At 63.3% G+C, this 26,475-nt stretch carries 19 protein-coding genes and 1 pseudogene; 12 read left to right on the top strand and 8 right to left on the bottom strand.

The features are described 5' to 3' along the window. The first annotated feature begins 144 nt into the window (after positions 1–144). Together P3C39_RS30205 and P3C39_RS30200 are read left to right on the top strand one after the other, a co-directional pair. Entirely contained in the window at positions 145–5,328 is a 5,184-nt protein-coding gene (locus P3C39_RS30205; protein ID WP_275954877.1) for an autotransporter domain-containing protein, read from the top strand. A gap of 74 nt (positions 5,329–5,402) precedes the next feature. Further along, on the top strand, positions 5,403–6,449 hold the full coding sequence (locus tag P3C39_RS30200; RefSeq protein WP_275954878.1) for a hypothetical protein: 1,047 nt from the start codon (positions 5,403–5,405) through the stop codon (positions 6,447–6,449). 150 nt (positions 6,450–6,599) lie between these two features. Here P3C39_RS30200 and P3C39_RS30195 read toward each other — a convergent pair whose 3' ends face one another. The 3 genes from P3C39_RS30195 to P3C39_RS30185 form a co-directional block, all read right to left on the bottom strand. Continuing rightward, positions 6,600–7,226 (bottom strand): LysE family transporter, encoded by a 627-nt coding sequence (locus P3C39_RS30195; RefSeq protein WP_164778385.1) that lies wholly within the window; start codon positions 7,224–7,226, stop codon positions 6,600–6,602. Positions 7,227–7,357: 131 nt separating this feature from the next. After that, positions 7,358–8,467 carry a helix-turn-helix transcriptional regulator gene (locus tag P3C39_RS30190; RefSeq protein ID WP_275954879.1) on the bottom strand — a complete coding sequence of 370 codons (1,110 nt, stop codon included), beginning with the start codon at positions 8,465–8,467 and terminating at the stop codon, positions 7,358–7,360. Between the two features lie 74 nt (positions 8,468–8,541). Next, a complete protein-coding gene (locus tag P3C39_RS30185; protein ID WP_013525342.1) occupies positions 8,542–9,684 on the bottom strand; it encodes a helix-turn-helix transcriptional regulator in 1,143 nt (380 codons plus the stop codon). A gap of 640 nt (positions 9,685–10,324) precedes the next feature. On the opposite strand from P3C39_RS30185, the gene P3C39_RS30180 reads away from it, so the two are divergent. From P3C39_RS30180 to P3C39_RS30145, 8 genes are all read left to right on the top strand, one after another. Then, positions 10,325–11,332 (top strand): YadA-like family protein, encoded by a 1,008-nt coding sequence (locus tag P3C39_RS30180; protein WP_275954880.1) that lies wholly within the window; start codon positions 10,325–10,327, stop codon positions 11,330–11,332. A 10-nt stretch (positions 11,333–11,342) separates the two neighbouring features. Next, entirely contained in the window at positions 11,343–12,014 is a 672-nt protein-coding gene (locus P3C39_RS30175) for a hypothetical protein (protein WP_013525344.1), read from the top strand. Between the two features lie 825 nt (positions 12,015–12,839). Continuing rightward, a complete protein-coding gene (locus P3C39_RS30170) occupies positions 12,840–15,275 on the top strand; it encodes an ATP-binding protein (RefSeq protein WP_013525345.1) in 2,436 nt (811 codons plus the stop codon). Then, entirely contained in the window at positions 15,275–15,658 is a 384-nt protein-coding gene (locus P3C39_RS30165) for a response regulator (RefSeq protein ID WP_174299098.1), read from the top strand. Before P3C39_RS30170 ends, P3C39_RS30165 begins: the two co-directional genes overlap by 1 nt. Positions 15,659–15,921: 263 nt before the next feature. Beyond that, a complete protein-coding gene (locus P3C39_RS30160; RefSeq protein WP_013525347.1) occupies positions 15,922–16,314 on the top strand; it encodes a response regulator in 393 nt (130 codons plus the stop codon). Next, positions 16,314–18,056 (top strand): YaiO family outer membrane beta-barrel protein, encoded by a 1,743-nt coding sequence (locus tag P3C39_RS30155; protein ID WP_013525348.1) that lies wholly within the window; start codon positions 16,314–16,316, stop codon positions 18,054–18,056. The genes P3C39_RS30160 and P3C39_RS30155 overlap by 1 nt, the downstream gene beginning before the upstream one ends. 2 nt (positions 18,057–18,058) lie before the next feature. After that, positions 18,059–19,096 (top strand): HEAT repeat domain-containing protein, encoded by a 1,038-nt coding sequence (locus P3C39_RS32950; RefSeq protein ID WP_013525349.1) that lies wholly within the window; start codon positions 18,059–18,061, stop codon positions 19,094–19,096. Continuing rightward, positions 19,096–20,520, top strand: a complete 1,425-nt coding sequence (locus P3C39_RS30145) for a glycosyltransferase family 2 protein (RefSeq protein ID WP_013525350.1) — start codon at positions 19,096–19,098, stop codon at positions 20,518–20,520. Before P3C39_RS32950 ends, P3C39_RS30145 begins: the two co-directional genes overlap by 1 nt. A 15-nt stretch (positions 20,521–20,535) precedes the next feature. Here P3C39_RS30145 and P3C39_RS30140 read toward each other — a convergent pair whose 3' ends face one another. Together P3C39_RS30140 and P3C39_RS30135 are read right to left on the bottom strand one after the other, a co-directional pair. Next, on the bottom strand, positions 20,536–20,820 hold the full coding sequence (locus P3C39_RS30140) for an Hpt domain-containing protein (RefSeq protein ID WP_013525351.1): 285 nt from the start codon (positions 20,818–20,820) through the stop codon (positions 20,536–20,538). 205 nt (positions 20,821–21,025) lie between these two features. Beyond that, positions 21,026–21,331, bottom strand: a pseudogene (locus tag P3C39_RS30135) (nucleotidyltransferase); the annotation flags it as partial. A gap of 450 nt (positions 21,332–21,781) precedes the next feature. Between P3C39_RS30135 and P3C39_RS30130 the strand changes: the two are divergent. Both P3C39_RS30130 and P3C39_RS30125 read left to right on the top strand, forming a co-directional pair. Further along, positions 21,782–22,450: a HemK/PrmC family methyltransferase gene (locus tag P3C39_RS30130; protein WP_275954882.1), complete on the top strand. Its 669-nt coding sequence runs from the start codon at positions 21,782–21,784 to the stop codon at positions 22,448–22,450. After that, positions 22,447–23,562 carry a hypothetical protein gene (locus P3C39_RS30125; protein ID WP_275954883.1) on the top strand — a complete coding sequence of 372 codons (1,116 nt, stop codon included), beginning with the start codon at positions 22,447–22,449 and terminating at the stop codon, positions 23,560–23,562. Before P3C39_RS30130 ends, P3C39_RS30125 begins: the two co-directional genes overlap by 4 nt. Before the next feature lie 48 nt (positions 23,563–23,610). On the opposite strand, the gene nadE is transcribed toward P3C39_RS30125, so the two are convergent. Genes nadE through P3C39_RS30110 form a run of 3 tightly spaced genes read right to left on the bottom strand, consistent with a single transcriptional unit; the run spans position 23,611 to position 26,452 of the window. Continuing rightward, positions 23,611–24,618: an NAD(+) synthase gene (gene nadE / locus P3C39_RS30120; protein WP_127413019.1), complete on the bottom strand. Its 1,008-nt coding sequence runs from the start codon at positions 24,616–24,618 to the stop codon at positions 23,611–23,613. Beyond that, complete coding sequence (locus P3C39_RS30115) at positions 24,615–26,159, bottom strand: class I adenylate-forming enzyme family protein (protein ID WP_275954884.1); 1,545 nt, start codon at positions 26,157–26,159, stop codon at positions 24,615–24,617. The genes nadE and P3C39_RS30115 overlap by 4 nt, the downstream gene beginning before the upstream one ends. Before the next feature lie 26 nt (positions 26,160–26,185). Continuing rightward, positions 26,186–26,452: an acyl carrier protein gene (locus P3C39_RS30110; protein ID WP_013525356.1), complete on the bottom strand. Its 267-nt coding sequence runs from the start codon at positions 26,450–26,452 to the stop codon at positions 26,186–26,188. Between the last annotated feature and the right edge of the window lie 23 nt (positions 26,453–26,475).

The following is a 26,475-nucleotide window of genomic DNA, read 5'->3' as shown; positions in this document are numbered from 1 at the left end:
CCGCAGTCTCCGCCGCATTCGAGAATTCGACGGGAACTGAGCGTGATGGCAAGAATGATCGGGCACAGGCAGGCTGTTCTTTCGCCTTCGATTCCGGGAAAGGCTTCCACGAATTCGGCTTTGCGGTGGAAGCTGCGTTCTCAAGTGAGCCGGCTTGCACTGCGATCCGCTGTTGGCGTTGCCGCAGCTGCGGGCGCGACCCTGCTGGCACCGGGACAGGCCTGGTCGGCTTGCTTCGTTGTTGGCGCCACGATCCAATGCGACAATACCACCACCATCGACACGACGTATCCTGATAACCCGCCCAATGACCGAGCTTACTCTGGTGCCATCGCAACACCGATCATCCTCAACATCGATGCAGGAACGACGGTAAGCGGCAATGGCCTCGCAGTTTCCAACACTGGCGCCGGTGGTCTCAACGTCACCAACAATGGCACGATCAGCATTGATGCCGGCAACATGCCAACAGCTGGCGGCACCGCGGCGCTCTCGCTCTCGGCAGCCGGCGGCGTGATCACCTACACGGGTGGGAGCATCATCAACAACGGCACCGGCAATGCCTTCGATGCGGCGCAGACGGGAGGTGCCGGTTCGGTCGACATCAACATCGCCGCAAGTGTCTCTGCGGCAACAGGCGAAGGCATCACCGTCCGCGACGTAGCGACCAGCACCGGCGTTTCGGTCAAGACCAACAATGTCAGCGCGCTGGCGTTTGGCAAGGACGCGATCGATGCGCAGAGCCAGTCGCTGACCGGCAACATCGCGGTGACCGCCAATGGAGACCTTCAGGCGGGTAACGCCGGTTTGGTGGCGGTGATCGTTCCAGGTGCGGCAACCGGCAATATCGAGGTGACCACCAATGGGTCGATTGACGCCCGGTTCGGCATCGACGCCGAGAATCTCGGCACGGGCAGGACGACGGTGGTCGCAGGGGGTCCAATTGCCGCGACCACCGGCAACGGCATCTTTGCCGCATCGGTCGGCAGCCATGTAATAGTGGCAGCGCGCGATGTCACCGCCACCGGCAACACGGCGATCGTAGCCTGGCACGCCGGAGCTGGCGCGGGCGCGGTTGACATGAGCGCGAACAATGTCTCCGGCACGACGGGCATCGTGGCCACCAACAATGGCACGGGCACGGTTGGCGTCACTGCCACCGGCACGATCACCGGCACCCTCGCCGAGGGTATTGTGGCGACCGGTAACAATGCAGTGAGCGTAAGCGTCCTCGAGGCAGTGACCGGGGCGACCAACGGCCTGACCCTGATCGGCGGGACCGGCGGCGGCGGCGACATCTCGGTGACCGGCGTCGGCGGCTTCGTTGGCGGGACCGACGACGCGGCGAACATCCTCAACAACGGCGCCGGCACCCTCACGGTCGACATTGCGGGCGCGAGCAACTCCGCCGGTGGCCATGGCATTTACGTTCGCGATACAGCGCTTGGCGGCGACATTGGCGTCACCACGGGTGCTGTGACCGCACTGGCGCTCGGCAAAGATGCGATCGATGCGCAGAGCCAGTCGCTGACCGGCAACATCGCGGTGACCGCCAATGGCGACCTTCAGGCGGGTAACGCCGGTTTGGTGGCGGTGATCGTTCCAGGTGCGGCAACCGGCAATATCGAGGTGACCACCAACGGGTCGATTGACGCCCGGTTCGGCATCGACGCCGAGAATCTCGGCACGGGCAGGACGACGGTGGTCGCAGGGGGTCCAATTGCCGCGACCACCGGCAACGGCATCTTTGCCGCATCGGTCGGCAGCCATGTAATAGTGGCAGCGCGCGATGTCACCGCCACCGGCAACACGGCGATCGTAGCCTGGCACGCCGGAGCTGGCGCGGGCGCGGTTGACATGAGCGCGAACAATGTCTCCGGCACGACGGGCATCGTGGCCACCAACAATGGCACGGGCACGGTTGGCGTCACTGCCACCGGCACGATCACCGGCACCCTCGCCGAGGGTATTGTGGCGACCGGTAACAATGCAGTGAGCGTAAGCGTCCTCGAGGCAGTGACCGGGGCGACCAACGGCCTGACCCTGATCGGCGGGACCGGCGGCGGCGGCGACATCTCGGTGACCGGCGTCGGCGGCTTCGTCGGCGGGACCGGCGACGCGGCGAACATCCTCAACAACGGCGCCGGCACCCTCACGGTCGACATTGCGGGCGCGAGCAACTCCACCGGCGGCCATGGCATCTACGTTCGCGATACAGCCCTTGGCGGCGACATTGGCGTCACCACAGGTGCCGTGAGCGCGCTGGCCGGAACCGCAATCGACGTGCAGACCCGGTCGGAGACCAGCAATCTCGACGTGACGGCCAACGGCGCAATCGATGGCCGCAGCGGGATTTCCGCCGTAAACTTGGGCGGGGGCACGCTCACGGTGACGGCGGCTGGTCCGGTCACCGCGACTGGCGGCGGCAGTGGCGGCATCTTTGCGCAGGGCGGTGGCGGCAATATCAAGGTGACTGCGGGCGACGTCACCGCCACCGGGTTTGCAGGCATCACCGCCCAAATGGTCTTCGCAGCGACTGCGGCCACGGTCGATGTGACCACAGGCAATGTCTCTGGCACGAGGGGCATCGCCGCGACCACTGGCGGCACGGGCGCGATCACCGTCACCACGGCCGGCATGATCACCGGCACCCTCTCCGAGGGCATTCTGGCGGCCGGCGGCGGCGCAGTGACAGTGAATGCCGCCAACACGGTGACCGGCGCGACCGATGGCCTGGAGCTGATCGCCGGCACCGGCGGCGCTGGCGATATCTTGGTCACCGGCGCCGGCGGTTTCGCCGGCGGCAGCGGCGATGCAGCCAACATCCTCAACAATGGTTCCGGCACGGTCAGCGTCAACATCTCAGGCGCCAGCAGCTCGATGGCAGGCAAAGGCATTGTGGTGCGCGATACCGCCGCAGGCGGCGCCATCACTGTCACCACCGGCGCGGTAACGGCGCTGGCCGGCAGCAAGGACGCCATCGATATCCAGGCGCAGTCGACGACCGGCAATGTCACGGCGCTGGCGAACGGCGACATTAAGTCGGGCAATGCCGGCATCGTCACCGCGATCTTCCCAGCTGCCGCAACTGGCAACATCAACGTGACGGCCAATGGTGCCATCGGCGCACGATTCGGCGTCGACGCGGAGAACTTAGGCTCCGGCTCGACGACGGTGAAGACGGTCGGTCCGGTAACCGCGACGTCGGGCAATGGTGTCTACGCGCGCACCACCGGCGGCAGTGTGTTGGTGAACGCCGGCGCGGTGTCCTCAACGGGCAATACGGCGATCATCGCGCGTCAGACCAACGCGGCGGGCGCCGGCACAGTTGGTGTGACGACCACCGGCGCGGTGTCGGGCCTGACCGGCATCGAAGCGACTAATAGCGGCACCGGCACGGTCACGGTGACTGCCAACAGCGCGGTCACCGGCACTGCCGCCGAAGGCATCAAGGCAACCGGCGCCGGCGTGGTGAACGTCAATGTTGCCGGCACGGCCAGCGGCGTAGCGCGCGGTGTGACGGTGACGGGTTCCAGCGGCACCATCACCAATACGTCGGTTGGTACGATCCGCAACAGCTCCGGGCTGCTGACCGACTCAGCGCTCGTGGCCACCGGCGGGCCGTTCGTCCTTGCCAACGCAGGTTTCATCACCGGTACGGTGACCTTTGGCGCTGCTGCTGACACATTCAACAACAACGGCACTTGGCGCACGGCAGGCGGCACCAGCGATTTCGGCGGCGGCGGCGACACGATGACCAATGGTCCCGGGAGCATCGTCGATGCTGCCGGAGTGGGCGGTATCGCGACAACCAACTTCACCAACCTGGCGATGTTCGTGAATCAAGGCCGCACGACGGTGGTCAACGGCTTCGCCGGCGATGTGCTCAACACGAGCGGCAATGCGCAGTTCGATGGAAGCTCGATCTATGCGGTCGATATCGGGGGCCTCAATCAATCGGACAAGTTTGTCTCGACTGGCACGACGACGCTGGCTGCCGGTTCCACTCTTGAAGTCCATATGGTGGGCAACCTGCAAGTCGGCGCGCAATACAAGGTGCTCACCGCCGACGGCGGCTTGACCGGCGAATTCGGTTCGGTGACCGGCGTCACCAATACCGCATTCCTGTCGGTGACCGACACCTACGACGCCAACAACGCCTATCTCGACGTGGCCAAGGTGCGTGACTTCGCCGATGCCGGGCTGACGCCGAACCAGATCGCCACGGGCGAAGGGCTGGACAGGCTGACTAGCGGGGCTGTGTTCGGCGCCGTCGCCGGGTTGGCCACCGATGCCGAGGCACGCACTGTCTTCGACCAGCTGTCTGGCGAAATCCATGCCTCGGCCAAGGGCATGCTGGTCGAGGACAGCCGCTTCGTCCGCGATGCCGCGACCAGCCGTGTCCGCGCCGCCTTCGGCGATGTTGGCACCGCAGCACTTCCCGTCATGGCCTATGGCGAGGGTGGCCCCGAGATGGTCGCCGCCGACACCGATCGCTTTGCCGTCTGGGGCCAGGCTTTCGGGTCCTGGGGCAACACCGACAGCGACGGCAACGCCGCCGCTTTCGATCGTTCGACGGGGGGCCTGCTGGCGGGCGCCGACACGCTGGTGGGCGGCTGGCGTGTCGGTCTGCTTGGCGGTTACAGCCATGCGAACTTCGATGCCGATGATCGCAGCTCCAGGGGCGACGCCGACAACTCCCATCTCGGTCTCTATGGCGGCACCAACTGGGGCGCCATCGCTTTCCGAACCGGTGCGGCCTACAGCTGGAGCAGCCTGTCGACAAAACGCTCGGTCGCCTTCAACGGATTTGCCGATCAACTTTCGGCCGACTATGACGCCGGCACCGCGCAGATCTTCGGCGAACTTGCCTACAAGGTCGGTAGCAGCGGGCCCGATGCCGAGGGCTTCAAGTTCGAGCCCTTCGTCAATCTCGCCTATGTCAGCGTGCACACCGACGGCTTTACCGAAAAGGGCGGCGCGGCAGCGTTGACCAGCGCGGGTTCCACCACCGACGCCACCTTCACCACGCTCGGCCTGCGCGGCTCGACCGGTTTTGCGCTCGGCAACATCAATGCGACAGCGCGCGGCATGCTCGGCTGGCGGCACGCTTTCGGCGATACCACGCCGCTGTCGACGGTCGCCTTTGCCGGCAGCGATGCCTTCACCATCGCCGGCGTGCCGATCGCCACGGACAGCGCCGTGATCGAGGCCGGCATCGACCTCAAAATGTCGGCCAATGCGACGCTCGCCCTGTCCTATTCCGGACAGTTCGGCGGTGGCGCTGTCGACAATGGCGCTAAGCTCGATCTCGCGGTGAAATTCTGACGGCGAGAGGTGGCGATCATCAGGAAGCGCCGTCACCTTGGTTGCAAGATTAGCCAGAGACTGATGGAGGCAGCATGGTCAAGTTGATGGGCGATTTCCACACGAAGCATGAAAGCGGCTTTACGCCAACAGAGGGGTGTAAACTGCCGTTCGACGCGGACATTCTGGAAGGTGAGGCCAAGGCGCGAAAGCAATTGCTTGGCCATCAGAACGCTTTCCTTTCCAAGCCCAAACGGTCCGCCAAAGACGTCGACCATCTGATCGAACAGATGGTCGCGTTCGACAAGATCCGGTCCGGGCACTATTGGCGAGAATATCGAACGGATCTGATCGCGCGGAACGTGCGTTCGGCGGTTGGCAAAGCAGGATCCATGCTTGATCTGGGCAAGTTGTCGCCACGACTGGCGACCAGCACAGTCATGATACCGCGCCTCAAATTGCCGGACTTCGACCCCGTTCCTTTTGGTCCGGTCGAACGGGGGGAGCGACAGATCATCGACCTGAGCTCGGTGGCTCGAGGAACCTACTTCGACAAGTGGTTCAACTACAATGGGCGCTGGACGCTCACCCAACTCTTCGATCACGCCGTGACTGATCCGGTACCCCTGTCAATGGATTTCGTCAGCGCCAACAATTTGGACCCATACGATGCGGATGGCCTGTGGGCTGCGAGCGAAACCGGCGTCTGGTTCACCTATGTGCCTGATATCGACGGCTACGTAACGCTTTTCTGGCTATCGGACCCACTTACCTATCGCCTGTTCACACAATACTCTCCGCGCGACGCGGACGGTTGGGCGAATGGTTGGCTCTCGGTGGAAGGGGTTGTCGGCATCTGGACACAAAATTCATTCGCAGGGCGCGACTATGTCGAGATAGCGAGCAGCAACGGCAATGCGCATGACACGCTGCAGGCAACCGGCGTCCTTTTCATTCACAACAGCACATACCCCGTCCAAGCCGGGAAACCGGTCAATGTGCTGATCGGAACGCGGTCGAACATATTTGGTGTCTGCGACGGAACTGGGATTAATTTCGGAGCGGGCGTTGTCGCGCGGATTGACCAGCCCATCTCCGTCTTCACACGAGCGGACCGGGAGCCATATTCGCCGTTCTATTAAACCGCGCAGGCGAGCCGATCTTCGGGGACTGGAGATCGTCGGGAGTGCGTCGCTAATCGCCGATGGCGCGAGTGCGGCCCGGTCGTCGCTTGCCGTCCTAGCAAATTGCAGTGAGCGCGACCCTGTCCAGTCCAGACACCGCTACATGTTTTAGCCCTTCAACGACCCAAGCGCGGCGAAGCCGAGCGCCACCAGGGCACCTCCCAGGACGATATCCGCATGCTTTCGGAAACGTCTGTAGAACCGCTGTGTTACAGGTTGGGAAATGCAAAGGCCAAGAAGACCAAACCAGGCGATCGCAATGGCAAACACCAATGCGACCACGGTTAGGTAAGTCGCCCCGCGGAGATTTAAGTTCAGCGTTGAAGAGGCGAAAAATATTGCAGTTGCGGGATTTGCCACCGCAGTGACAAAACCCAGCCGGAAGTGCCGAACGTTTGCGACCGGTTTCGGCTCATCCGGTCCCGTCTTGATCGACCAAGCTCGCCGCATCGAGTTCCATCCAATGAGGACCAGCAGTGCGCCGTAGAGGCTGGCGGCTATCTGATGCGCGATGCCCTCGTGCGGCAATGAACCGACCCCCGTCGCGACGACGGCCGCCAGCGAACTTGCGCCAAGGGCGATACCGGCGGCAGCGGAAAGCGCCGTAGCACGCGACGCGGTCAGCCCGGCCTGCGCAACGACGGCAAAATTGGCACCCGGCAGCATTGCCACGAGCGTATAGGAAACGGCAAACGGAAATAATCCGGCCGCGACAACGTATCCGGTTTCCATCATTGATTGGCCCCGCATCATCAACGACCTGCCCTACTTCATGGCTGGCCACTGCAAACCTAGCCAAAATCTGGCCGAAAGACGCGGCCCCGAACAATCGGCAAATGCCGACTGTTAGATTTTTTGTTCGGGAATTACCGGCCACGGCCGCTGAGCGGCTCGGTACTTTTGAGCAGCGCGACCAGTTCGCTCTGCTGCCGGGTCCGGGTCTTGGAGAAAATCCGTTCGAGATAGGTGCGGCAGGTCTTCACGGTAATGTGGGAAAGGGCCGCGGCTTCCTTTAGAGACCGCCCCGATGCCAATGCCGTTGCAAGCCTCGCTTCGGCGGGTGTCAGGTCAAACAGGCTGCGAACATGTAGCTCGAAGCCATCGGGAGTGCGCCGGGCGACCTCCGTCACCATGATCACCGCGCAGCGCTCCGACGCCAGGCCATAGGCGCGGGCATCGACGAACGGTGCGACTGACAACACCAGCCGCGTCAGATCAGATCGCTTGTGATCCGATGGCACGATCAGCGTTCCTCCGGTGCCTGGCATGGCGCCGTTCCGCAACGAGCAGGCATCGGCAACCAGCCGTTGAAGCTCCTGCGCATCTCCGGCATTGGAGGCGACTACCACACCGTGCTTCAGCGCCAGCGGACTGTCGGGCCGCGCCAGCATCGCCTCGGCGGCCTCGTTCATCTGCACGATCCGCTGATGGCCGTTGATCAGAAACACGCCGAAGGGCAGATGCGAAAAAGCCGATGCCAGCGCTGACGTATTCTCCAGCCGCCGGCCGATCTGCCCGGCGCGCAGCATGTGCGGCACGATCTTTCGCAACAGCTGGACGTCGTCGCCACCGAACGCTTCCTGCCTCAAACCGCGATGAATATCAAAAAACCAATAGGAGCCGTTGGCGGCCAGAAGATTACAGGCAAGCCCGTGATACATGTCACGCGGCCTGTACCAGTCTTGCCAGAGTTCACGGCGGCGGAAGCCGGCGCCCCCTTCCGTTACCAGCGTGCGGTCATAGACTTTGCCCACAGGCAGGGCGGCCGCGACTACGCTGATGGGATCGCGCATGTGCGCAGCGGTTACTTCGGACGAAACGAACTCGGGATCATAAACTGTTGAAACTGCGTTGCTCGTCGTTGGATCGAGCCGCACAATGCAGGAGCGCGAGCCGCCAAGGAGATCGCGCAGACCAGTCACTGCCTCGAGCCAGCGTTCCTGATCGTAGGCAGCCTCGTAGATCTGGCCGACCACGGCGGACACCGCTTCCAGGTTTGGGTCAGCCATTGGCCTCGAAATCCTTAGCACGCTCGCTGTGCATGAGCCGGCTACCCGCCGCGCCCGCTAAGCGGTTCGGTGCTCTTGAGCAGCGCAACCAGTTCGCTCTGCTGCCGGGTGCGGGTCTTGGAGAAGATACGTTCGAGATAGGTGCGGCAGGTCTTCACGGTGATGCTCGAGCTTGCCGCGGCTTCCTTCAGCGTCCGCCCGGATGCCAATGTCGCTGCGAGCCGGGCTTCGGCCGGCGTCAGGTCGAACAGGCTGCGGACATGCGTCTCGAAGCCATCGGGGATGCGCCGGGCGACCTCGGTGACCATGATCACCGCGCACCGTTCCGAGGCCAAACCGTAGGCGCGGGCGTCGACGAAGGGCGCAACCGACAGCACCAGCGGCGTCAGGTCGGAGCGCTTGTGATCCGACGGCACCATCAGCGTTCCGCCGGGTCCGGGCATGGCTCCGTCCGGCAGCGAGCAGGCATCCGCGACCAATTGTTGAAGCTCCTGCGCATCCCGGGGATTGGAGGCGACGATCGTGCCGCCATTCAGCCTCAGCGGGCTGTCAGGCCGCGCCAGCATTGCCTCGGCGGCCTCGTTCATCTGAACGATCCGCTGGTGGCCGTTGACCAGGAACACGCCGAAGGGCAGGTGGGAGAAAGCCGATGCCAACGCCGAGGTGTTCTCCAGCCGCCGGCCGATCTGCCCGGCGCGCAACATATGCGGCACGATCTTCTGCAACAGGTCAATGTCGTCGGCACCGAACGCGTCCTGCCTGGAGCCGCGGTGAATATCGAAAAACCAATAGGAGCCGTTGGATGCGAGAAGATTCGAGGCGAGCCCATGATGCATGTCGCGCGGCCTCATCCAGTCCTGCCAAAGCTCACGGCGGCGGAAGTCGGCGCCGTCTTCCGCTATCCGTGCACGGTCATAGATGTTGCCAACCGGCAGCGCAGCCACGACGGTGCTGATGGGATCCCGCATGTGTGCTGCCGCCGCCTCGGGAGTACACAGTCCCGGATCATCGACAGTCCCCACCGCGTTGAACGCCCGCTGATCAAGCCGCGCGATACAGCTTCGCGATGCCTTGAACAGGTCGCGCAGGCCGGTTACCGCACCGAGCCAGCGTTCCTGGTCGTAGGCCGCCTCATAGATCTGGCCGACCACGGCGGAGACCGCTTCGATGGTGACGTCAGCCATGGGAACTTTCCGATCCTTGGGACCATCAGGTTTCGTGAAGAAGCCTAACACACGGAAGCTCTCGCGCAAGTTGCATTGTCGCTGAAGGCGATGATGTCGCCACCGGGTTCCCCTCATCGATAATTAGCAAAAATGAATATGTGACCATGCGGCAACAACCCGACCCAACAAGGAGGTAGCGGCCTCACAAAGCGAGGAACAGTCGGCATATGACGACTGTTCGCTTCATCGCCTTGTCTGCACTCTCCCGACACATCGGCAATTTGATCGGGGGTTTTTGGGCGTGGTGGCAAGAATGATCAAGCAGGCGGGCGCGCCGCGCCAACTAGAGACAGCCGCACCGTCGGATGGGAGGCGGTTCCGTCTCGCATCGAGAGACGCGAAAGCGACTGAGCAAGACAGCTCGCGCGGCGGTCCGGTCCTCGTCACCGCTTTGGCCGGCGCGATGGTTTTGGCCATCTCGGTATTTCCAGGGCATGCGTTGGCAGGTGAGTGCGCTGGCGGCCACGACACTGGCCATTCCAACAGCCTCGCCTGCGGCAATGATACCAGTATCCCTATAGGACAGGCACAGACATCTGCTGCCTTCGCCACAGCCGTCGGTCCGCACGCGTATGTGGGAGAACTCGAAGGCTCGGCCGTGGGTTATAATGCGGAGGCAGGGGCGCAGGGCACTGCCCTGGGCGCCTATTCAAAAGCGGGACTTGATATCGGCTTTCTGAGCAGCGGTGGCACGGCCATCGGCATGGGCGCCGAGGCGGGCGTAGCGGCTGATGGGCAGAACGAAGCCACTGCATTGGGTCACAACTCAACCGCCAATGCCTTGAACGCCACCGCGCTGGGCGCTGGGGCAACCGCCAATTTCTTGGCTTCCACCGCGATCGGCCAAGGCGCATCGACAACGCGCGACAACCAGGTCGCCATCGGCAGGGGCGGAAACACCTACACGCTGGCCGGCGTCAATTCGCAGGCGAGCAAGGACGCGCAAGGCGCCACGACCTATCTGATGACAACGGACGGCGACGGCAATCTGGCGGCTTCAACATTCGATGTCGCGACCCTCGAAGGCCTGCCGGCACAGGTCGCCCAGAACAGCACCGACATCACCAATCTGAGCACCACGGTAAACAGTCATACAACGCAGATCACCGCTAACACCGCCGAGCTCGTCGATCATGAGACGCGCATCACCAACAACACGACGCAGATCGCGGCCAACACCACCGAACTCGCCGATCACGAGACGCGCATCACCAGCAACACCAACACGCTCACCACGCACACCACGCAGATCGCGGATCTCGACACCAGGGTAACGACCAATGCCACCAATATTGCTGCGCTCGACGGCCGCGTTGGCGCGCTTGAATCCGGCTTCCAGGATATTGGCAAGCAGATCAGCGCAAACCGCACGGAAGCCCGTGGCGGTACGGCGCTAGCCCTGGCGACGGCGGGACTGCGTTACGATGACAGGCCTGAGAAACTGTCGATCGCTGGCGGCTTTGGTCATTTCAAGGGGCAATCGGGCCTGGCGCTGGGACTTGGCTACAACACCAGTGAGGATTTTCGCCTCAACGCCGCCGTGTCGGCGACAACCAGCCGTGGCGATGTCGGCGTCAGCGTCGGAGCCTCATGGACACTGAACTGACGCGGCCGGCATGAACGGGGTTTTGGGGCTTCAGCAGATCGTGTCTTTTCAGTGGCGGGCGCCCGGTTGGCGGACCCCGGGCGCCCGCGGTTTTTTCGCTGCGTTGGCCGTCGCGCTGATGGTCGTCTCGGTGCCTGTGCAGCCCGCGCATGCGCAAAGCAGAGACAAGCGGGTGATGCAAAAGGCAGCCCATCCCGCCAGCATCGACCGCAACGGCGTGCTGATCCTCACCAGGACAACGCTGCTGGCGCTCGACCAGGCCAACAAGACCGGCAACTACACCGTGCTGCGCGATCTCGGCTCACCGAATTTTCAAGCCAACAGTGCCGCGGGGCTCGGCGACATCTTCGCCAGTCAGCGCAAGCAGGCGCTCGATTTCAGCGCCGTCGCGGTGCTCGATCCGCAACTGACCTTGCTGCCGCAGATCGAGCCGAACGGTATGCTGCACATAGCGGGGTTTTTCCCATCGGTACCGCTGCAGGTCAATTTCGAGCTGCTGTTCGAACCGGTGAACCGGCAGTGGAAAGTCTACGGTGTGTCGGTCAACCTCACGTCCGGCGGGCCGCAGGCGCCCGACACACCCGCCGCCGAGCCGCCGAAGAGGGCCGTTACAGGCCCGCCGCCGGATGGGCCCTCGATCGCCGTGCAAGCGAAGAAGGGAACCAAAGCGGTCAAGCCGTAGGAACGTGGATGCAGGCGGAGCGCTGTTCATCAATGAAGGCGCAACCGTTACCATCAGCAATGTCGACCTTTCCGGCAACGAGGCCAAGGGCGGCGTGGCCAGCAACATCCATCTTTCGTTTGGCGGCGGGTCCGGCGGCGCAGGCAAGCTTCGGGTGGCAATGACTCGGCAAGCCAGGGCGGCATTGGCGGCTCGCCCAATGGCGGCAACGGCGGGACGATGCTCGCAACGGTCGTCATAACCAATACGGCTCGATCGGCGGTGGCTTCCGCCTTATTGTAGTGGAGGTAGGGCACACCCAGCAGATGCCTTCCCAGATTTGCCCTGCGTAAATCGTCAGTGTCGGCAAGGACTAGGGGACCACCTGCTGTAACTGCCCCGGACTGCGCGAGTTGGTGAGCTAGAAGTCCGCCGATCTTTACGCGGCCGATAAGAAGTATGGCTTTGCCACCAAAATTGCCGCGCGATCCCGTGTTTCGACTATAGATGTACCCACGGGGCAAATGTTCCCACCCCTGTGTCTCACAGGCGTGCCGATTTTCGTCAAGGGCTGGTGGGGCAGGGGACGGGTTTTGGCGAACAAGGCTGTTCACGTGAAAAGGATGGATGGCGACTGTCTGCCAAAAATTGGCGGAACGCGGACTTCACTGCCCTAACCGGACCGTCGGCTTTGCGCCTCATGTCGGCCATAGATGCAGCAGCAATCAAGGTGGCCCCACCGAGCTGCCCTGATCGCGGGGTCGACCGCACCGCCGACCGGGCTGTAGCTTCTTTAGACCTCGGATAGGTTTTGGCGCTATCTATCGGAAAAAAGGAGCCGAAGTCATGATCGAGATCTGGCAGTCACTCCTCGCCAATCTTGCACTGGTCTCCATCCTCGTGGTCGCCTGGGACCTTGTGGCGGACTTCACCGGGCGCCTTTCGAAGCGGATGCAGTCGCTGCTTCTTGGCGTGGTCATGTGCGTGGGCGCGATCATTTCGATGGCGACGGCGTTGTCCGTCTCCGGCTTCGTCGTCGATCTGCGCGCCGCCTTCATTGCTGCGGCCGCGTTCTTCGGCGGATGGCCGGCAATGCTGATCGCCACGGTCGGCTCCATTGCCTATCGCGTCCATCTCGGCGGGCAGGGCGCCAGCGCCGGGGTGATGGGTATCCTCATCACCGCAATCGTCGGTATCGCGTGGCATCACATCGTCGCGGCCCGTTCGCGCACCATGTACGACATATTCGGTCTGGGCGTAACGGTCGCTCTCGCCGGGCTGATCACGCTTCTGGTCATCCCCACGCAAGCCGTCGCCGGCCTGGTGCAGCAGAGCACGTTCCCGTCGCTCGTGTTCCGCTTCCTCAGCACAATCATCATCGGCGTCCTGCTCGATCGGCAGCAGCGCCGGCGGGAGCTCTTGATGTCCAACATGACCTACCGGGCCATGGTTCGCGAACTGCCCGATTGCCTGAACATAAAGGATGTCGACGGCCGCTTCATCGCCGCCAATCCGGCCACCGCCGAAATGGTTGGCGCCACTTCAGTCGACGATCTGATCGGCAAGACGGATTTCGATTTCTATCCGAAAGAAGTCGCGGAGCGGTTCCGGCAGGATGAGATGGGCGCGCTGGAGGCAGGGCAGACGCTGCGGATCGATCAGCCGGCGCTTTTGCCGGATGGCCGGCAAGGCTGGCTCTACACGCTCAAGGCACCGTTCCGCGACGAGTCCGGCAAGATCGTCGGTGTCATCACCTACAATCGCGACATCACCGAGCAGAAACGCACCGCCCAGCTCAAGAACGATTTCATTTCCACGGTCAGCCATGAGTTGCGCACACCGTTGACCTCTATCCGGGGTTCGCTCGGCCTGATCGCGGCCGGCGTGGCCGGCGAACTGCCGCCCAAGGCCGCCAATCTCGTCAACATCGCCCATACCAATAGCGAAAGGCTGGTTCTTCTCATCAACGACATTCTGGACATGGAGAAGATCGAATCGGGCGTGATCACCTTCAAGATCAAGCAGATGCCTGTCCGCCAGGTCCTGGAGCAGGCCATTGCCGCCAGCTCCAACTACATGGCCGACAGTCGGATCAGGATCGTTCTGGTCGACGATGCCCCGCGCGCCGAGGCCAACATCGATCCGGATCGCCTGCACCAGGTGATGGCGAACCTCCTGTCGAATGCGATCAAGTTCTCGCAAACCGATGGGACCGTCACTGTGAAATTCCAGCGTCGTGACCGCGACATGCTGCGCATTTCCGTGGTGGACCAGGGCGCCGGCATCCCGGAGGCTTTCCGCAGCCGTATATTTGGAAAGTTCGAGCAGGCGGACGCCTCCAGCACCCGTAAAATTGGCGGCACCGGCCTGGGCTTGAGCATCGTCAAGTCCATCACCGAAAAGCTCGGGGGCGCCGTTTCCTTCGAAACCGAGGAAGGCCAGGGAACCTCGTTTCACGTCGACCTTCCCGAGGCGCACAGGCAGGCCGACAAGCCGGTTTTGGTCGAGCGCCGGGCGCGCAAGCGCGATGGCCGCCTGCGTGTCCTCATCTGCGAGGACGAGCCCGACATCGCTGCGGTGATCGCGGCACTTCTTGATGCGGAAGGCTTTTCCAGCGACGTCGCGCCCGATATCGACACCGCCAAGGCGCTCCTGAGCTCCCGCGACTACGTAGCGCTGACGCTCGACATCAAGCTGGCGGGGGAATCCGGCATCAAGCTCTTTCACGACTTAAGGGCATCACCGGTGAATTCCGACATTGCGGTCATCGTCATCTCCGCCGTCGCCGACGAGGCCAGGCGCTCGCTGAACGGCAGCGCCGTCGGCATCATCGATTGGCTGGAGAAGCCGGTGGACTCGAAACGGCTTCACGCCGCTCTCGCCAAGATCGTCGGCCGCAGGGTCGAGCCGAGGCCACAGGTCCTGCATGTCGAAGACGACGAGGGCGTGCTCGCGGTGATGTCGGAGGGGCTGGGCTCGGGCGTCTCGATCACATCCGCAAAGACGCTGCAGGAAGCTCGGCAGGCGGTCGCGAAGCATCGCTTCGATCTGATCATCCTGGACATTGCACTCCCCGACGGATCTGGCCTGGATCTCCTCGTCGATCTGCCGCTGGAGACCGGCGTCATCGTGTTTTCGGCGGCGGAGCTCGACCAGAAACTCGGCGATCGCGTGCAGGCGATCATGACCAAGACCAAGGCGTCGGAGATCGATGTGGCAAAGCTGGTCAGGAGCATGTTGGTTACGTCCCGAACCCGGCTTGCCGCGAACGCCAAGGAGTGATGCTGATGCGCGCAAGGATCCTCTATGTGGATGACGAGGACGATATCCGCGAAATCGCCCAGATGTCGCTGGAGCTCGAGCCGGAATTCGAGGTGCGGTCCTGTTCTTCGGGCATGCAGGCACTGGCCGATGCCGCCGAATGGCAACCCGACCTCATTCTGCTCGACGTGATGATGCCGGACATGGATGGGCCGGAGACGCTGAGGCGTCTGGCCGAGGCTGGCGCGACGGCCTCGATACCCGTGGTGTTCATCACCGCGCGCACCCAGACGCATGAGGTCGAACGCTATCTGGCAATGGGCGCGGTAGGGGTGATCGCCAAACCGTTCGACCCGCTTGCGCTTGCCCGTGAAGTCAAAAGATTGCTTCTGTCGCGCGCCTGAGTCGACGATTGACTGGCCACCGAGCGCGTTCTGGCTGCAGACTGTGCGATGCCGTTCAGGGCTCCTATACCATGTCGCCTTATTCATCTACTGATTGTGCCGAGGGTGCAGGCGCAGCGAATCAGGTTGTCTATAATCGCGGTGGCATCGGCGGACGTCGATGAGAGAGCTGAGAAGAATATTTCTGTCTGCATGAACCGCATTGGCGGATGTCGGTTCATGGGTTGATCACTCCGGGGGGCGACGGAACCGGAGCAAGGCTGGTGAACGGATCGAAGGCAAGAGTTCTGATTTGCGACGACGATCCCTTGTTGATCGAGCTGATGGAATTCAGGCTCAGGGCAAAGGGATATGAGGTCATCAAGGCAGTAGACGGGGCGGAAGCGCTCTTGAAGGCGGAGCATGAGGCGCCGGACATCATCGTGCTCGACGCGATGATGCCCAAGGCCGACGGCCTGGAGGTGCTTGCCCGCATCAAAAACGATCCGGCTTTGTCCGAAACTCCGGTCGTCATGCTGACCGCCCGCAAGGGCGAAAGGGATATCGTCTCGGCCCTGGAGAAGGGAGCGGACGACTATCTTGTGAAACCATTCATTCCCGAGGAGCTGCTGGCCCGGCTTGCGCGTCTGCTCGCGCGAAAGAGCGGGAAGCGCTGATGCGGCGCGGCCGGCGCGCAGCCCTTGCCGCATGGCTGGTCCTGACGATCGCTGCGCCCCAGGGCGCGGCGTTGGCGCAGACGGTGGATGAACTTTACGAGTTCGGCGTCAAGGCCAGGCAAGCGCAGCGTTTCGAGGCGGCGGCGGGTCTTTTCCGGCGAGCCCTGGCGCTCAGGCCCGACAATGCCGACGCCCTGGTGCAACTCGGTTTCGCCGAGCTTGGCCGCAACAATCTGCCGGCGGCGCGCGAAGCCTTTTCCAAGGCACTGTCCCTTGCCCCAACCTATCGGGACGCCAGCTTCGGCATGGCCGAAGTCGAGTTCCGCTCGGGCAATCCGGACGCCGCCTTGCCGCTCGCCGAAGAGGTGTCGCGTGCCGAGCCCGACAATGCCGATGCAAGTACCCTTGTTGCCAACATCCGCAAAGCCCAGCGGGCCGGCAGCAGCAAGGCGAAACCTGCGACCGCGAGGAAGATACCGCGCCCGCCGCGGCCGGATCCCGTCGCCGGCCTGATGGAGGAGGGCCGACGATCGCGGGCTGCGGGACAATTGCCGGAGGCGGAGAATGCGTATCGCCGCGCCCTTCGGCTGGCGCCGAAAAACACTGATATCCTGGTCGCCATCGGTTTGGTGGCTGGCTCCCAGCAGAAATTCGACCAGGCCGGGCAGTTCTTCGACCAGGCGCTGGCCATTAGGCCCCGCCTTCTCGGTGCCCGCCTCGGCAAGGTGCGCCTGGCGATCTGGCAGGGCGACGTACCGCGCGCCCGCGCGATGATCGATGATGTGCTTGGCACCGCGCCTGACAATGTCGAGGCGATGGCTCTCGACGCGCGAATTTCCCTGCTCGAGCAGGATTACACGCGGGCCGAGCAGTCGTTTCAGCGGGTGCTGGCGGTAGATTCGCACAATGCCGAGGCGCTGGTGGGGATCGGCGACCTGCGCCGGGCGCGTGGCGACGACTTCGCCGCGCGGGAAGCCTACCGCCAAGCGCTCGCCATCGAGCCGGGCTCTGCCGATATCGTGCAAAGGCTGGCTGCGCCGCCGCCGCGCAAATGGCGACTCGATCTGGGCAGCGAAGTCAGCGATCTCACCGAGGGGCTTGGCGACTGGACCGACAGTTCGGTTGGCCTTGCCTATCAACTCACCCCGCAGACAACCATTTCAAGCCACACCCGGATGGCGACCCGCTACGGTCGCACCGATGTTCAGATCGACGGCCGCATCGACCAGGCCTTTTCGCCGACGGTTTCGGCCTATGTGCTGGCAGCGGCGACGCCGGATGCCGATTTCCTGGCCCGATATTCGATCGGCGCCGGCGCTTCGTGGCAGATCATGGCGCCCGCGAAAGCGCTCGGTCCGTTCTCGCTCAACATCGATGCTCGCTATGACAATTTCGTCACCGCCGAGGTCACCACAATCTCGCCCTGGGTGCAGGCCTATGTCCTGGACGGCCGGCTGGGGCTTTCGGCACGTTGGGTTCACGCAGCCGACGATATCGGCACACGCGCCGATGGCTATGTGCTGCGGGCCGATCTTGCAGTCACCCCGGCCGTCAACGTTTTTGGTGGTTATGCAGATGCCCCCGAGATCTCCGACGGCACGCTGGTGCCGACGCGTACCGTCTTTGGCGGCATCTCCTGGGACGTCACCGATCCGCTGACGCTGCGCGGCAGCCTCGCCCATGAGCAGCGCCCGACATTCGACCGAACCACATTCGGGCTCGGCCTAACCACGCGGTTCTGATCATGTTGTACATCTGGCACTTATCCATCCTGCTCAGTGCCCTTTCCCTGGCGATCATGCTTCTACTGATCGTGCGTCGGGTATTGCAGGAGCGCCGGGGGACGACGGGCGCCGATCAGCGGCGCCTTCTTCTGACGGCGCTGATCGCCTTCACCGAAAATCGCGATCGCGAGGCATTGAAGACGGCGCTGCTTGCGGTGCCGGCGAGGGTGGCGGTCGATGCCGGTTTCGAGTTTATTTCGCTGTTGCGCGGCGAGGAGCACGACGAGCTCCTCTCAGCCTTCAACGAATGTGGCCTGCCGGCGCTTGTCAGTACCCAACTGGAAAAAGGCAACGCCGCCGAACGCATCCACGCGACCGAGATGCTGGCGGCGCTGCGTTCGGAAAACGCAGTGGCAAGCCTGCTTTCGGCACTCGACCGCGACGGATCACGCGAGGTCAGGATCGCCGTCGCGATCGCGCTCTGCGATCTCGGCGCCTTGCCGCCGCTCGTCATAACGCTGCGCAAGATCGGCGTGGCGGGACAGCGCTCGCGACGCCTGATCGAGCTTTTCAGGCGCTTTCCGCCGAAGCGGCTCGACGAACTTGAGGATTACGCCAGACTTCAGGGCGCGGTGCCTTTCATTAGAGCGGCCGCAATCGATGCACTTGCCCGCAACGGCGGGTTCCGGTTTGGCGACTTCTTTGCCCGCGCGGCCGGCGATCCGTCATCGGAGGTTGCCGCAGCCGCATTGCGGGCACTCGGGCTGACCGGACATGCCAATGCGACGGCCATCCTGACCAAGGCGATGGAAATTGGCGGCTGGAATGTGCGTGCAGACGCTGCCAATGCGGCGGGCCGCCTCGGCCTGTCTGAACTCGCCGCGCCCCTCGCGCAGCTTATGGACGACGAGGCATGGACTGTGCGCTATGCCGCCGCCAACGCGCTCCGCTCGTTCGGCCAGAAGGGAGAGCAGGTGCTGCGCGAGATCGCCACCAGCGAGGTCTCGCGCCGCCAGCGCACCGCCTCGCTGATCCTTGCCGAGGGGCCGGCCGCCTGATGTTCGACTGGAGCCAAGAGATCGTCCTGGGTGCCTCCATCCTGTCCTGGTTCATCATTGGGGCAGGGCTGGCGCAGACGGCGGTATACCTGCTGCAGCTTATTATTGCCGCCTACGCGCTGTCCAAGCGCCCGCCAGTCGCGCGTTCGGCGCTGCTATGGCGCCGTTATGGGGACGTCGCGCCGCCAATCGCGCTCCTGGTACCCGCCTACAATGAGGAAGTGAACGTAGTCGAGAGCGTGCACTCGATGCTGGCGCTTGAATATCCGAATTTCGAGGTGATCGTCATAAACGACGGCTCGAAGGACCAGACTCTGCAGCGCCTTATCGAAGGCTTCAAGCTTGTGAAATTCCATCGGCCCTATGAGGAGGCCCTGACGCACAAGCCGATCCGCGGTCTCTATTCCTCGCCGATGACCGAACGGCTGTTTGTGGTTGATAAGGAAAATGGCGGCAAGGCCGATGCCCAGAATGCCGGCGTCAACGTCTGCCGCGCGCCGCTGTTTTGCGTGATCGACGGCGATTCCATCCTCGAGCCCGATGCGCTAATGCGTGCCGCGCAGCCCTTCATCGACGATCCAGAGCGCACCATCGCTGTGGGCGGCACGATCCGGATCGCCAACGGGTCCAGGATCGAAGGTGGCAGGGTGCGTGAGGTCCGGCTGCCGAACCGGCTGCTGCCCCTGTTTCAGGTGGTCGAATATCTGCGGGCCTTTCTCATGGCGCGGCTTGCCTGGAGCCGCATCAACACGCTGATGCTGGTGTCCGGCGCCTTCGGCATGTTCCGCCGCGCCGAAGTGGTAGCGGTTGGCGGCTTCACCGGTGGGTCGATGGGTGAGGACCTCGATCTTGTGATCAAGCTGCACCGTCACATGATGGACACCAAACGCAAATACCGCATCCAGTTCATTCCTGAGCCGGTGTGCTGGACCGAAGCGCCCGAGTCACTCCGCGTTCTTGCCAGACAACGCACGCGCTGGCAGCGCGGTGCGCTCGAATGCTTCTTCCGTTACCGCTCCATGCTCTTCAACCCCCGTTATGGGCGTGTTGGCTTCCTCGGCTTTGGTCACATACTGGTTGTTGATGTGCTGGGGCCGATTTCGGAAGTCCTGGGCTATGTGCTCATTCCGACCTTTTGGCTGCTCGGCATTCTTTCGACCGAGTATCTCTTGGCGTTCACATCGCTGGTTTTCACCTACGGCGTTTGCGTGAGCGTGTGTTCGCTGGTCCTCGAAGAAGCCGAGCTTCAGCGTTTTCCGCGCGCGCGGGACCTCGCCGTGCTCACGGCCGTGGCAGTGATCGAGAACTTCGGCTACCGCCAGCTCAACAATTTATGGCGCGTGAAGGGCTGGTGGCAGTATCTACGCGCCGACCAGAGCTGGGGCGAGATGACCAGGACCGGCCTGACTGGACCTAAGAAGTGAGCCCTTTCGGTTAAGTCACTTCAACGTATGCTCGAGCTGTTCGATAAGCCCGTCGAGTGCGGCATGCACGGCCCCGTCATCCGGCTGCTCGATCAGCAGTGTTTCCAGCGCCGATGCCTGTACGCTGATCTCCGCAAACCCGAACGTTCCCGCGGCTCCGGCGAGCGAGTGCGCGGTCGCAATCAGTGAGTCGTTGGAACCCTTGAAAAGGACTGTGTGCCGCGCCGCCTTCAACTCCGCCAGTTGAGCGGCGCACCTGGCCAGGAAACGTTGCCGTAGGGGGGCGAAGGGATCGTTCAAAGTGGGAGGCGCTCCGCGACCAGGTTTCAGAGACATTCAAGCATAAAATTCGGTGGAGTGAAACGAAGGCTCTCCCTTTGAGTCTGCCCTTGGCTGCGAAGAACTCCGCACCCTCAGCGAACGTTCTTGCTTGGGGCAGGCGGCCCGCAAAATAGTCCCCTCCCATCCGAAAGGCCTCCACGGGGCCTGTAGGGACCGGAATAGTGAGCGGCTCCCCGTCGAGCTCGTAGAGAACGATTCCCTCACGGCGGATGTCGACAAAGAAGTACTGACCTTCCCTGAGTGCAGTGTTCACCTCCCGGCGGGAGTGGACGGTGACGCTGACGGGTGTCTCCATTCACGCATCAGGCGGTCGGCCGCAGACTGCCAATAGCCGGCGGAATCGGTCAGCTTGCGATTGTTCACCATCACCAGCCTTCAGCGCGTCGTCGAACTCCTGAAGCAGCACCTCCACCGTTCTTGTCAGCTCGCGCTGCTTTGGCGGCGGGAGATGGTCTATGCTGGATTTCATAAACGAGGATCTGTCGTCCATCGGGTATGCTTAGCCGAGACTACGCCTCGAATCCACAGACTGCCTCCCCGGGCAGACGCAATTGAAGTATGTGGAGCTTGCTGGCTCATTCGTTCGCCGCTCAGCAGACCGAGGTTGCCGTCGGTTGCAGCGGTACTCAACCGCATGCTGGCGTGCGCACGCCCGGAGTCTGTCCGACATCAAGTCCGGCAGCTACAATCGGCAACTTCAAAGACCGAAATGCGTTCGATTTCATATCCGCGCACCAACGCCGCATCTATATGGCCGAGTTGGTGCGCTGCGCAGTATCGGCGGCGATATCTTTAGCAGCCGTTTACCGGAGCGCGATAGGTCCTGTGTATGCAATACTGTCGGATGACGTAAGGAACCGCCGTGCCGCACAGAGCAGCAGCCCTAGCCGGCCGTTCTACGCCCCGCCTGCATCGTTTCATGAGCGTGATGCTCGAACTGGCTCCGGGCGTTCTCGTGCCGCGTCAGGAAACGGAGTTGCTTGGACAGAGGGCGCTTGCGATTCTTGGCGATCGCGCGCCCGGCCCGATGGTGATCGACATGTGCTGCGGCTCCGGCAACCTTGCTCTGGCGATCGCCGCGGAAGTTCCGTCGGCCCGCGTCTGGGGGGTGGACGTGACTGACAGCACGGTCGCGCTCGCCCGGAGCAATGCCGAACGCTTGGCCCTTCAGGACCGGGTCACCATCCGGAAAGGGGATCTGTTCGGTGCGCTGGAGGGCGATGGGCTTATCGGCGCAGCGGACATGATTGTCTGCAATCCGCCCTATATCTCGACCGCGCGCCTCGAAGGCGAGAGCGCGCATCTGCTTGAGAGCGAGCCGCGCGAGGCCTTCGACGGGGGGCCTTACGGCATCTCGATCCAACAGCGGCTGATCCGGGACGCAACCGATTTCCTCAAGCCTGATGGCTGGCTGCTGTTCGAGTTCGGGCAGGGGCAGGACCGCCAGGTGGCTGCCCTGATAGCCAGAGCCAAGGCCTATGAACCCGTGACATTCGCCAAGGATGAGGTCGGAATGCCGCGTGTCGCACTCCTCCGCAAGCTTGGGAACGGTTCGCCCGCGATCTCATCCTCCGCGAGTTTGGCATGAGCCAGATTCGTCCCCTGCAGGCTGCGGATATTCCGGCCGTCGCCGGGCTCTTTCAAAGAACCTTCCGGGACGGTGGCAAGCCGCCGCCTCCGGCGCTCGAGACTTATCTGCGCTGGCACTATCTCGAAGGCCCGGTCTGCGATCCGGAGATCGCGTCTCTCGTCCATATTGCGAGCGAAGGCGACATTTCAGGCTTTGTCGGCGTAAATGTGCTGCCGATGAGGCATGGCCAGTGCAAGCTGCGCGCCGCCATCTGTGGTTCGCTCATGGTCGAACCGCGGGCGAACGACCCGATGGCCGGCGCAAGGCTGCTCAGGACATTCCTGGCCGGGCCGCAGGACATCTCCTTCAGCGAAACCGCAAATGCCCTCTCGACGCAGATGTGGACGAAACTGCGCGGGGTCGCCCTGCCGCAATACAGCCTGGACTGGATCCGGGTCATCCGGCCTTCGGCCTTCCTGCTCGATCTAGCCTCGCGGCGAGCCGGCGCCGTGCGCTTGCTTGACCCGCTCGCGCGCGGACTCGATCGCTATCTTCGCGGACGGATGCAGGAGAACGAGATGCGCTGGTCCGGGGTCCCGGAACTCTGGAATGGCAAGGGCGGCCTCAAGGTAGCCGAAATCGATCAAGCCGGTTTTGCGGCTCTTTTGGACCCGTTGACGCGGCAGTTCCCGCTCCGCCCCGACTGGAGCGCCGAGCAGCTTGCGCATATCCTCGCGGAGGCTTCCCAGAAGCCGGGCTATGGTGATGCCGTGTTCGCGTCCGTCTCCTCCCCCAGCGGGGCGCTGGTCGGCGCCTTCCTCTATCACACCCGCCCGGGCAGGATGGCGCGCGTGCTGCAAGTTCTGGCCCTGCCGGGGCAAGCTGGTTCCGTCGTCGACTGCTTGATTGGCGATGCGGCGCGGCGCGGCGCCGCCGGCCTGCGCGGCCGGACGCAACCCGCTCTGCTCGCAGCGATGCTGGGCCGGCGGGTCGCCTTCACTCAACCGGCCTCGACCGTGGTGCATTCGCGCGACGAGGAGCTGGTGAACGCGTTTCTGAGCTCGCAAGGCTTCTTCAACGGGCTGGCCGGCGAGCGCTGGAATCGCTTGGCCGGGGAGCAGTTCGAATAGGCCGTCATTTGCCCGCGCGGCGACGTAATCCCGATGGTCGCGCCGATCTCAGCTGGCGATTTCCTCGACGGGGCGGACGAGCTGCGGGCCAAGGTGCAGATGGCGCGTCGCCCGGCGCTTGGCGGCGATATCGGCCCAGACGCGTTCGACCTCGACCGCAGTCAGCTTCGCGGCGGCGCCGACCTCCGCGGCTGAAAGGCCGTTATTCAGGCCGAAGAGGCAAATATCCATGCGGTCATAGGGCAGGGAGAAGTAGAACTCTTCCTGCGTCTGCTCGAGGGAATAGGTGTCGGTCGTCGGCGCCCTACGGCAGATTTCCTCGGGAATGCCGAGATGGGCGGCAAGCGCATAGACTTGGCTCTTGTAGAGATGGGCGATCGGTTTGACGTCAGCCGCGCCGTCGCCATTCTTCACGAAGAAGCCTTGGTCGTATTCGAGCCGGTTCGGCGTGCCGAGCACGGCGAAATTCAGCCGGTCGGCGTGATAGTACTCGATCTGTTTGCGCGTGCGCTGCTTCATGTTGGTGGCGGCGACGATGCCGAGATAGACCGCCGCCGACATGCGCAGCTTCGTCTGCCGGCCTTCGGGGTCCTGCACCACCAGCGAGGAGATGTTGTAGCCCTCGCCGGCGAGTGAATTGGCGATGACGATCTTTGAGGCCCAGCCCGGCCCGTATTCCGGCACCAGCTCGCGGATGAAGGTATCCCGCCGCTGATAACAACCCATCGCGTGCAGCGTCGGGCCGATATCCTCCACGATCGCTTCGACGCCAAAGGTTTCGGCGGCCAGCCGGCCGAGGCGGAGGCTGTCGGGATCGGAGTCGCTTTCCGGCATGAACAGGCAGAAGACGTTCTTCGCGCCGACGGCGCGGGCGGCGAGCGCGACCGAGACGCTGGAATCGATGCCGCCAGAGAGGCCGAGCACGAGCCCGCGCTTGCGCATGCCGCGTAGCTGCTCGCGCAACCCGGCGACGATGCGATCGGTTTCCGCTGCGTTGTCGAGCGTCAGCGCGTCGGCCGAGAAGGCGGGACGGCTCGGGGCGAGGGAGAGATTCATTGTGCAGTCCCCAACGTTTCGGCCGCCAGCCTTCGGCTGACCTTTCCGGTGTCGGTCTTCGGCAACTCGCGGCGGAACTCGATGAGCTTCGGCACCATGAAATCCTCGAGATGAACGGCGCAGTAGCGAATGATGTCCCGCTCGCTCAGGGTCTCGTCCGAGAGAACGACGAGAGCGGCAATGGCGTGGCCGAGCACCGGATCCGGCACGCCGGTCACCACGGCTTCCACGATGCCTGGATGGGCGTGCAGCACAGTTTCGACTTCCTTCGGGGCGACCTTTTCGCCGCGCGTCTTGATGATGTCGTCCTTGCGGCCAACGAAATAAAGGAAGCCGTCCTCGTCCGTCCGGAACAGGTCACCGGTGTGGAGCCGCCTTTCCCAGGGATGCGGCCCGGGACGCAGCATCTGCTCCGTGGCCACGTCGTTGCGCCAATAGCCCTGCATGACATGCGGGCCGCGGATGACCAACTCGCCCGCCACGCCCGGTGGCATGCGGTTGCCCTCATCGTCGACGACGATCGCTTCCGTGTTGGGAATAGCGATGCCGACGGAACCCGGCCGGCGGTCCAGCTCCTCCGGGGGCAGGTAGGTGCAGCGCTTGCATTCCGTCAGACCGTACATGGAAAAGAGCCGTACGCCGGGGAACAGCTCGCGCAGCCGGGCGATATGCACCGGCGGCAGGGCGGCGGCGGTGTTCGAGATATAGCGAAGGCTCGGCAGGAAACCCGGCGCCAAATCGCGCATCTGCAGGATCAGCGCCGCCATCGTCGGCACCAGCGGGAAACCGGTGACCTTCTCGGCGCGGATGCGCTCGAAAATGGCCTGCGGAAAGGCGAATGATTTTTCGAGGACGAGGGTCGCGCCGAGCTTCGTCGCCATCAGCAGTTGATAGAGGCCGTAGTCGAAAGCCAGGGGCAGGACATTGAGGATGATGTCGTCACGGGTGTTGCGCAGATAGGTCGTGATGGATTCGGCCGCGGCATCGATATTGCGATGCGTCATCATCACGCCCTTGGGGCGGCCGGTGGAGCCCGAGGTGTAGATCAGCATGGCGAGGTCGATATCGATCCCGCCATGGCGAATGGGCACGGGCGCGACCTTGAGACAATCCTCGAAGGAGGCAGCGCCATCCGGCGTATGGCTGGATGGCGCTTGCGTCGACGCGACGAAGAACGGCCGGTCCGACAGCGCACGCGCCTGGATCACGACAGGCATCAGCTTGGCCTGAGTCAGGATCGCCGCAGCCTCGCAATCGTCGATGACATAAGCGAGCTTGTCGGCCTTGGTGGAGGCGTTGATCGGGCTGAAGGTCGCGCCCGCCTTGAGAACCGCGAAGATCGAGACGGCGGCTTCCCAGCAATTGTCCATGAAGACGAGAACGCGGTCGCCGCGCTGCACGCCATTCTCGGCGAGAGCGGTCGCAAGCCGGTTCGACAGATCGTCGAGCTCGTCATAGCGCAACCGCTCCCGGTCGGTGACAAGCGCCGTCTTCGCGCCATGCGCGGCCGCGTTCGTGATGAGGAATTGCTCGACCCGCATGAGCTCGGGCCTTCCGCTGCCAGCCGTCACGCCGCGACGAGCGATGCGGTCTTCGCTGTGATGAAGGCCGTGATGCGCGCCAGTGAATCGAGGTTGGCCGGCACGATATCGGCGTCCGCAACTGTGATTCCGCAATGGTCCTCGATAAAGGCCACCAGTTCCAGAACGCCGGTCGAATCGATGATGCCGTTCTCGATCAGCGAGTCCGTATCGGCGAGGGCGTGGGTGGTGTCGCCGAACAGGAAGTTCTCGATGACAAAGGCCTTCACTGCGTCTTGGATCGTATCGGTCATGTCGTTCGCTTTCCTTGGTGGTG

Origin of the sequence: Mesorhizobium sp. XAP4 (assembly GCF_029269325.1) — a bacterium.
GTDB lineage: Bacteria > Pseudomonadota > Alphaproteobacteria > Rhizobiales > Rhizobiaceae > Mesorhizobium > Mesorhizobium ciceri.
Note: the sequence above shows the minus strand (reverse complement) of the source record. Positions and strands in the feature narration are given on the sequence as shown.

Excerpts from the sequence above, each read along its gene's own strand:
- P3C39_RS30170 (WP_013525345.1), top strand. The coding sequence starts at position 12,840 with ATGATCGAGATCTGGCAGTCACTCCTCGCCAATCTTGCACTGGTCTCC.
- P3C39_RS30195 (WP_164778385.1), bottom strand. The coding sequence starts at position 7,226 with ATGATGGAAACCGGATACGTTGTCGCGGCCGGATTATTTCCGTTTGCC.
- nadE (WP_127413019.1), bottom strand. The coding sequence starts at position 24,618 with ATGAATCTCTCCCTCGCCCCGAGCCGTCCCGCCTTCTCGGCCGACGCG.
- P3C39_RS30165 (WP_174299098.1), top strand. The coding sequence starts at position 15,275 with ATGCTGATGCGCGCAAGGATCCTCTATGTGGATGACGAGGACGATATC.
- P3C39_RS30200 (WP_275954878.1), top strand. The coding sequence starts at position 5,403 with ATGGTCAAGTTGATGGGCGATTTCCACACGAAGCATGAAAGCGGCTTT.
- P3C39_RS30145 (WP_013525350.1), top strand. The coding sequence starts at position 19,096 with ATGTTCGACTGGAGCCAAGAGATCGTCCTGGGTGCCTCCATCCTGTCC.
- P3C39_RS30115 (WP_275954884.1), bottom strand. The coding sequence starts at position 26,159 with ATGCGGGTCGAGCAATTCCTCATCACGAACGCGGCCGCGCATGGCGCG.
- P3C39_RS32950 (WP_013525349.1), top strand. The coding sequence starts at position 18,059 with ATGTTGTACATCTGGCACTTATCCATCCTGCTCAGTGCCCTTTCCCTG.
- P3C39_RS30125 (WP_275954883.1), top strand. The coding sequence starts at position 22,447 with ATGAGCCAGATTCGTCCCCTGCAGGCTGCGGATATTCCGGCCGTCGCC.
- P3C39_RS30175 (WP_013525344.1), top strand. The coding sequence starts at position 11,343 with ATGAACGGGGTTTTGGGGCTTCAGCAGATCGTGTCTTTTCAGTGGCGG.
- P3C39_RS30110 (WP_013525356.1), bottom strand. The coding sequence starts at position 26,452 with ATGACCGATACGATCCAAGACGCAGTGAAGGCCTTTGTCATCGAGAAC.
- P3C39_RS30155 (WP_013525348.1), top strand. The coding sequence starts at position 16,314 with ATGCGGCGCGGCCGGCGCGCAGCCCTTGCCGCATGGCTGGTCCTGACG.
- P3C39_RS30185 (WP_013525342.1), bottom strand. The coding sequence starts at position 9,684 with ATGGCTGACGTCACCATCGAAGCGGTCTCCGCCGTGGTCGGCCAGATC.
- P3C39_RS30130 (WP_275954882.1), top strand. The coding sequence starts at position 21,782 with ATGAGCGTGATGCTCGAACTGGCTCCGGGCGTTCTCGTGCCGCGTCAG.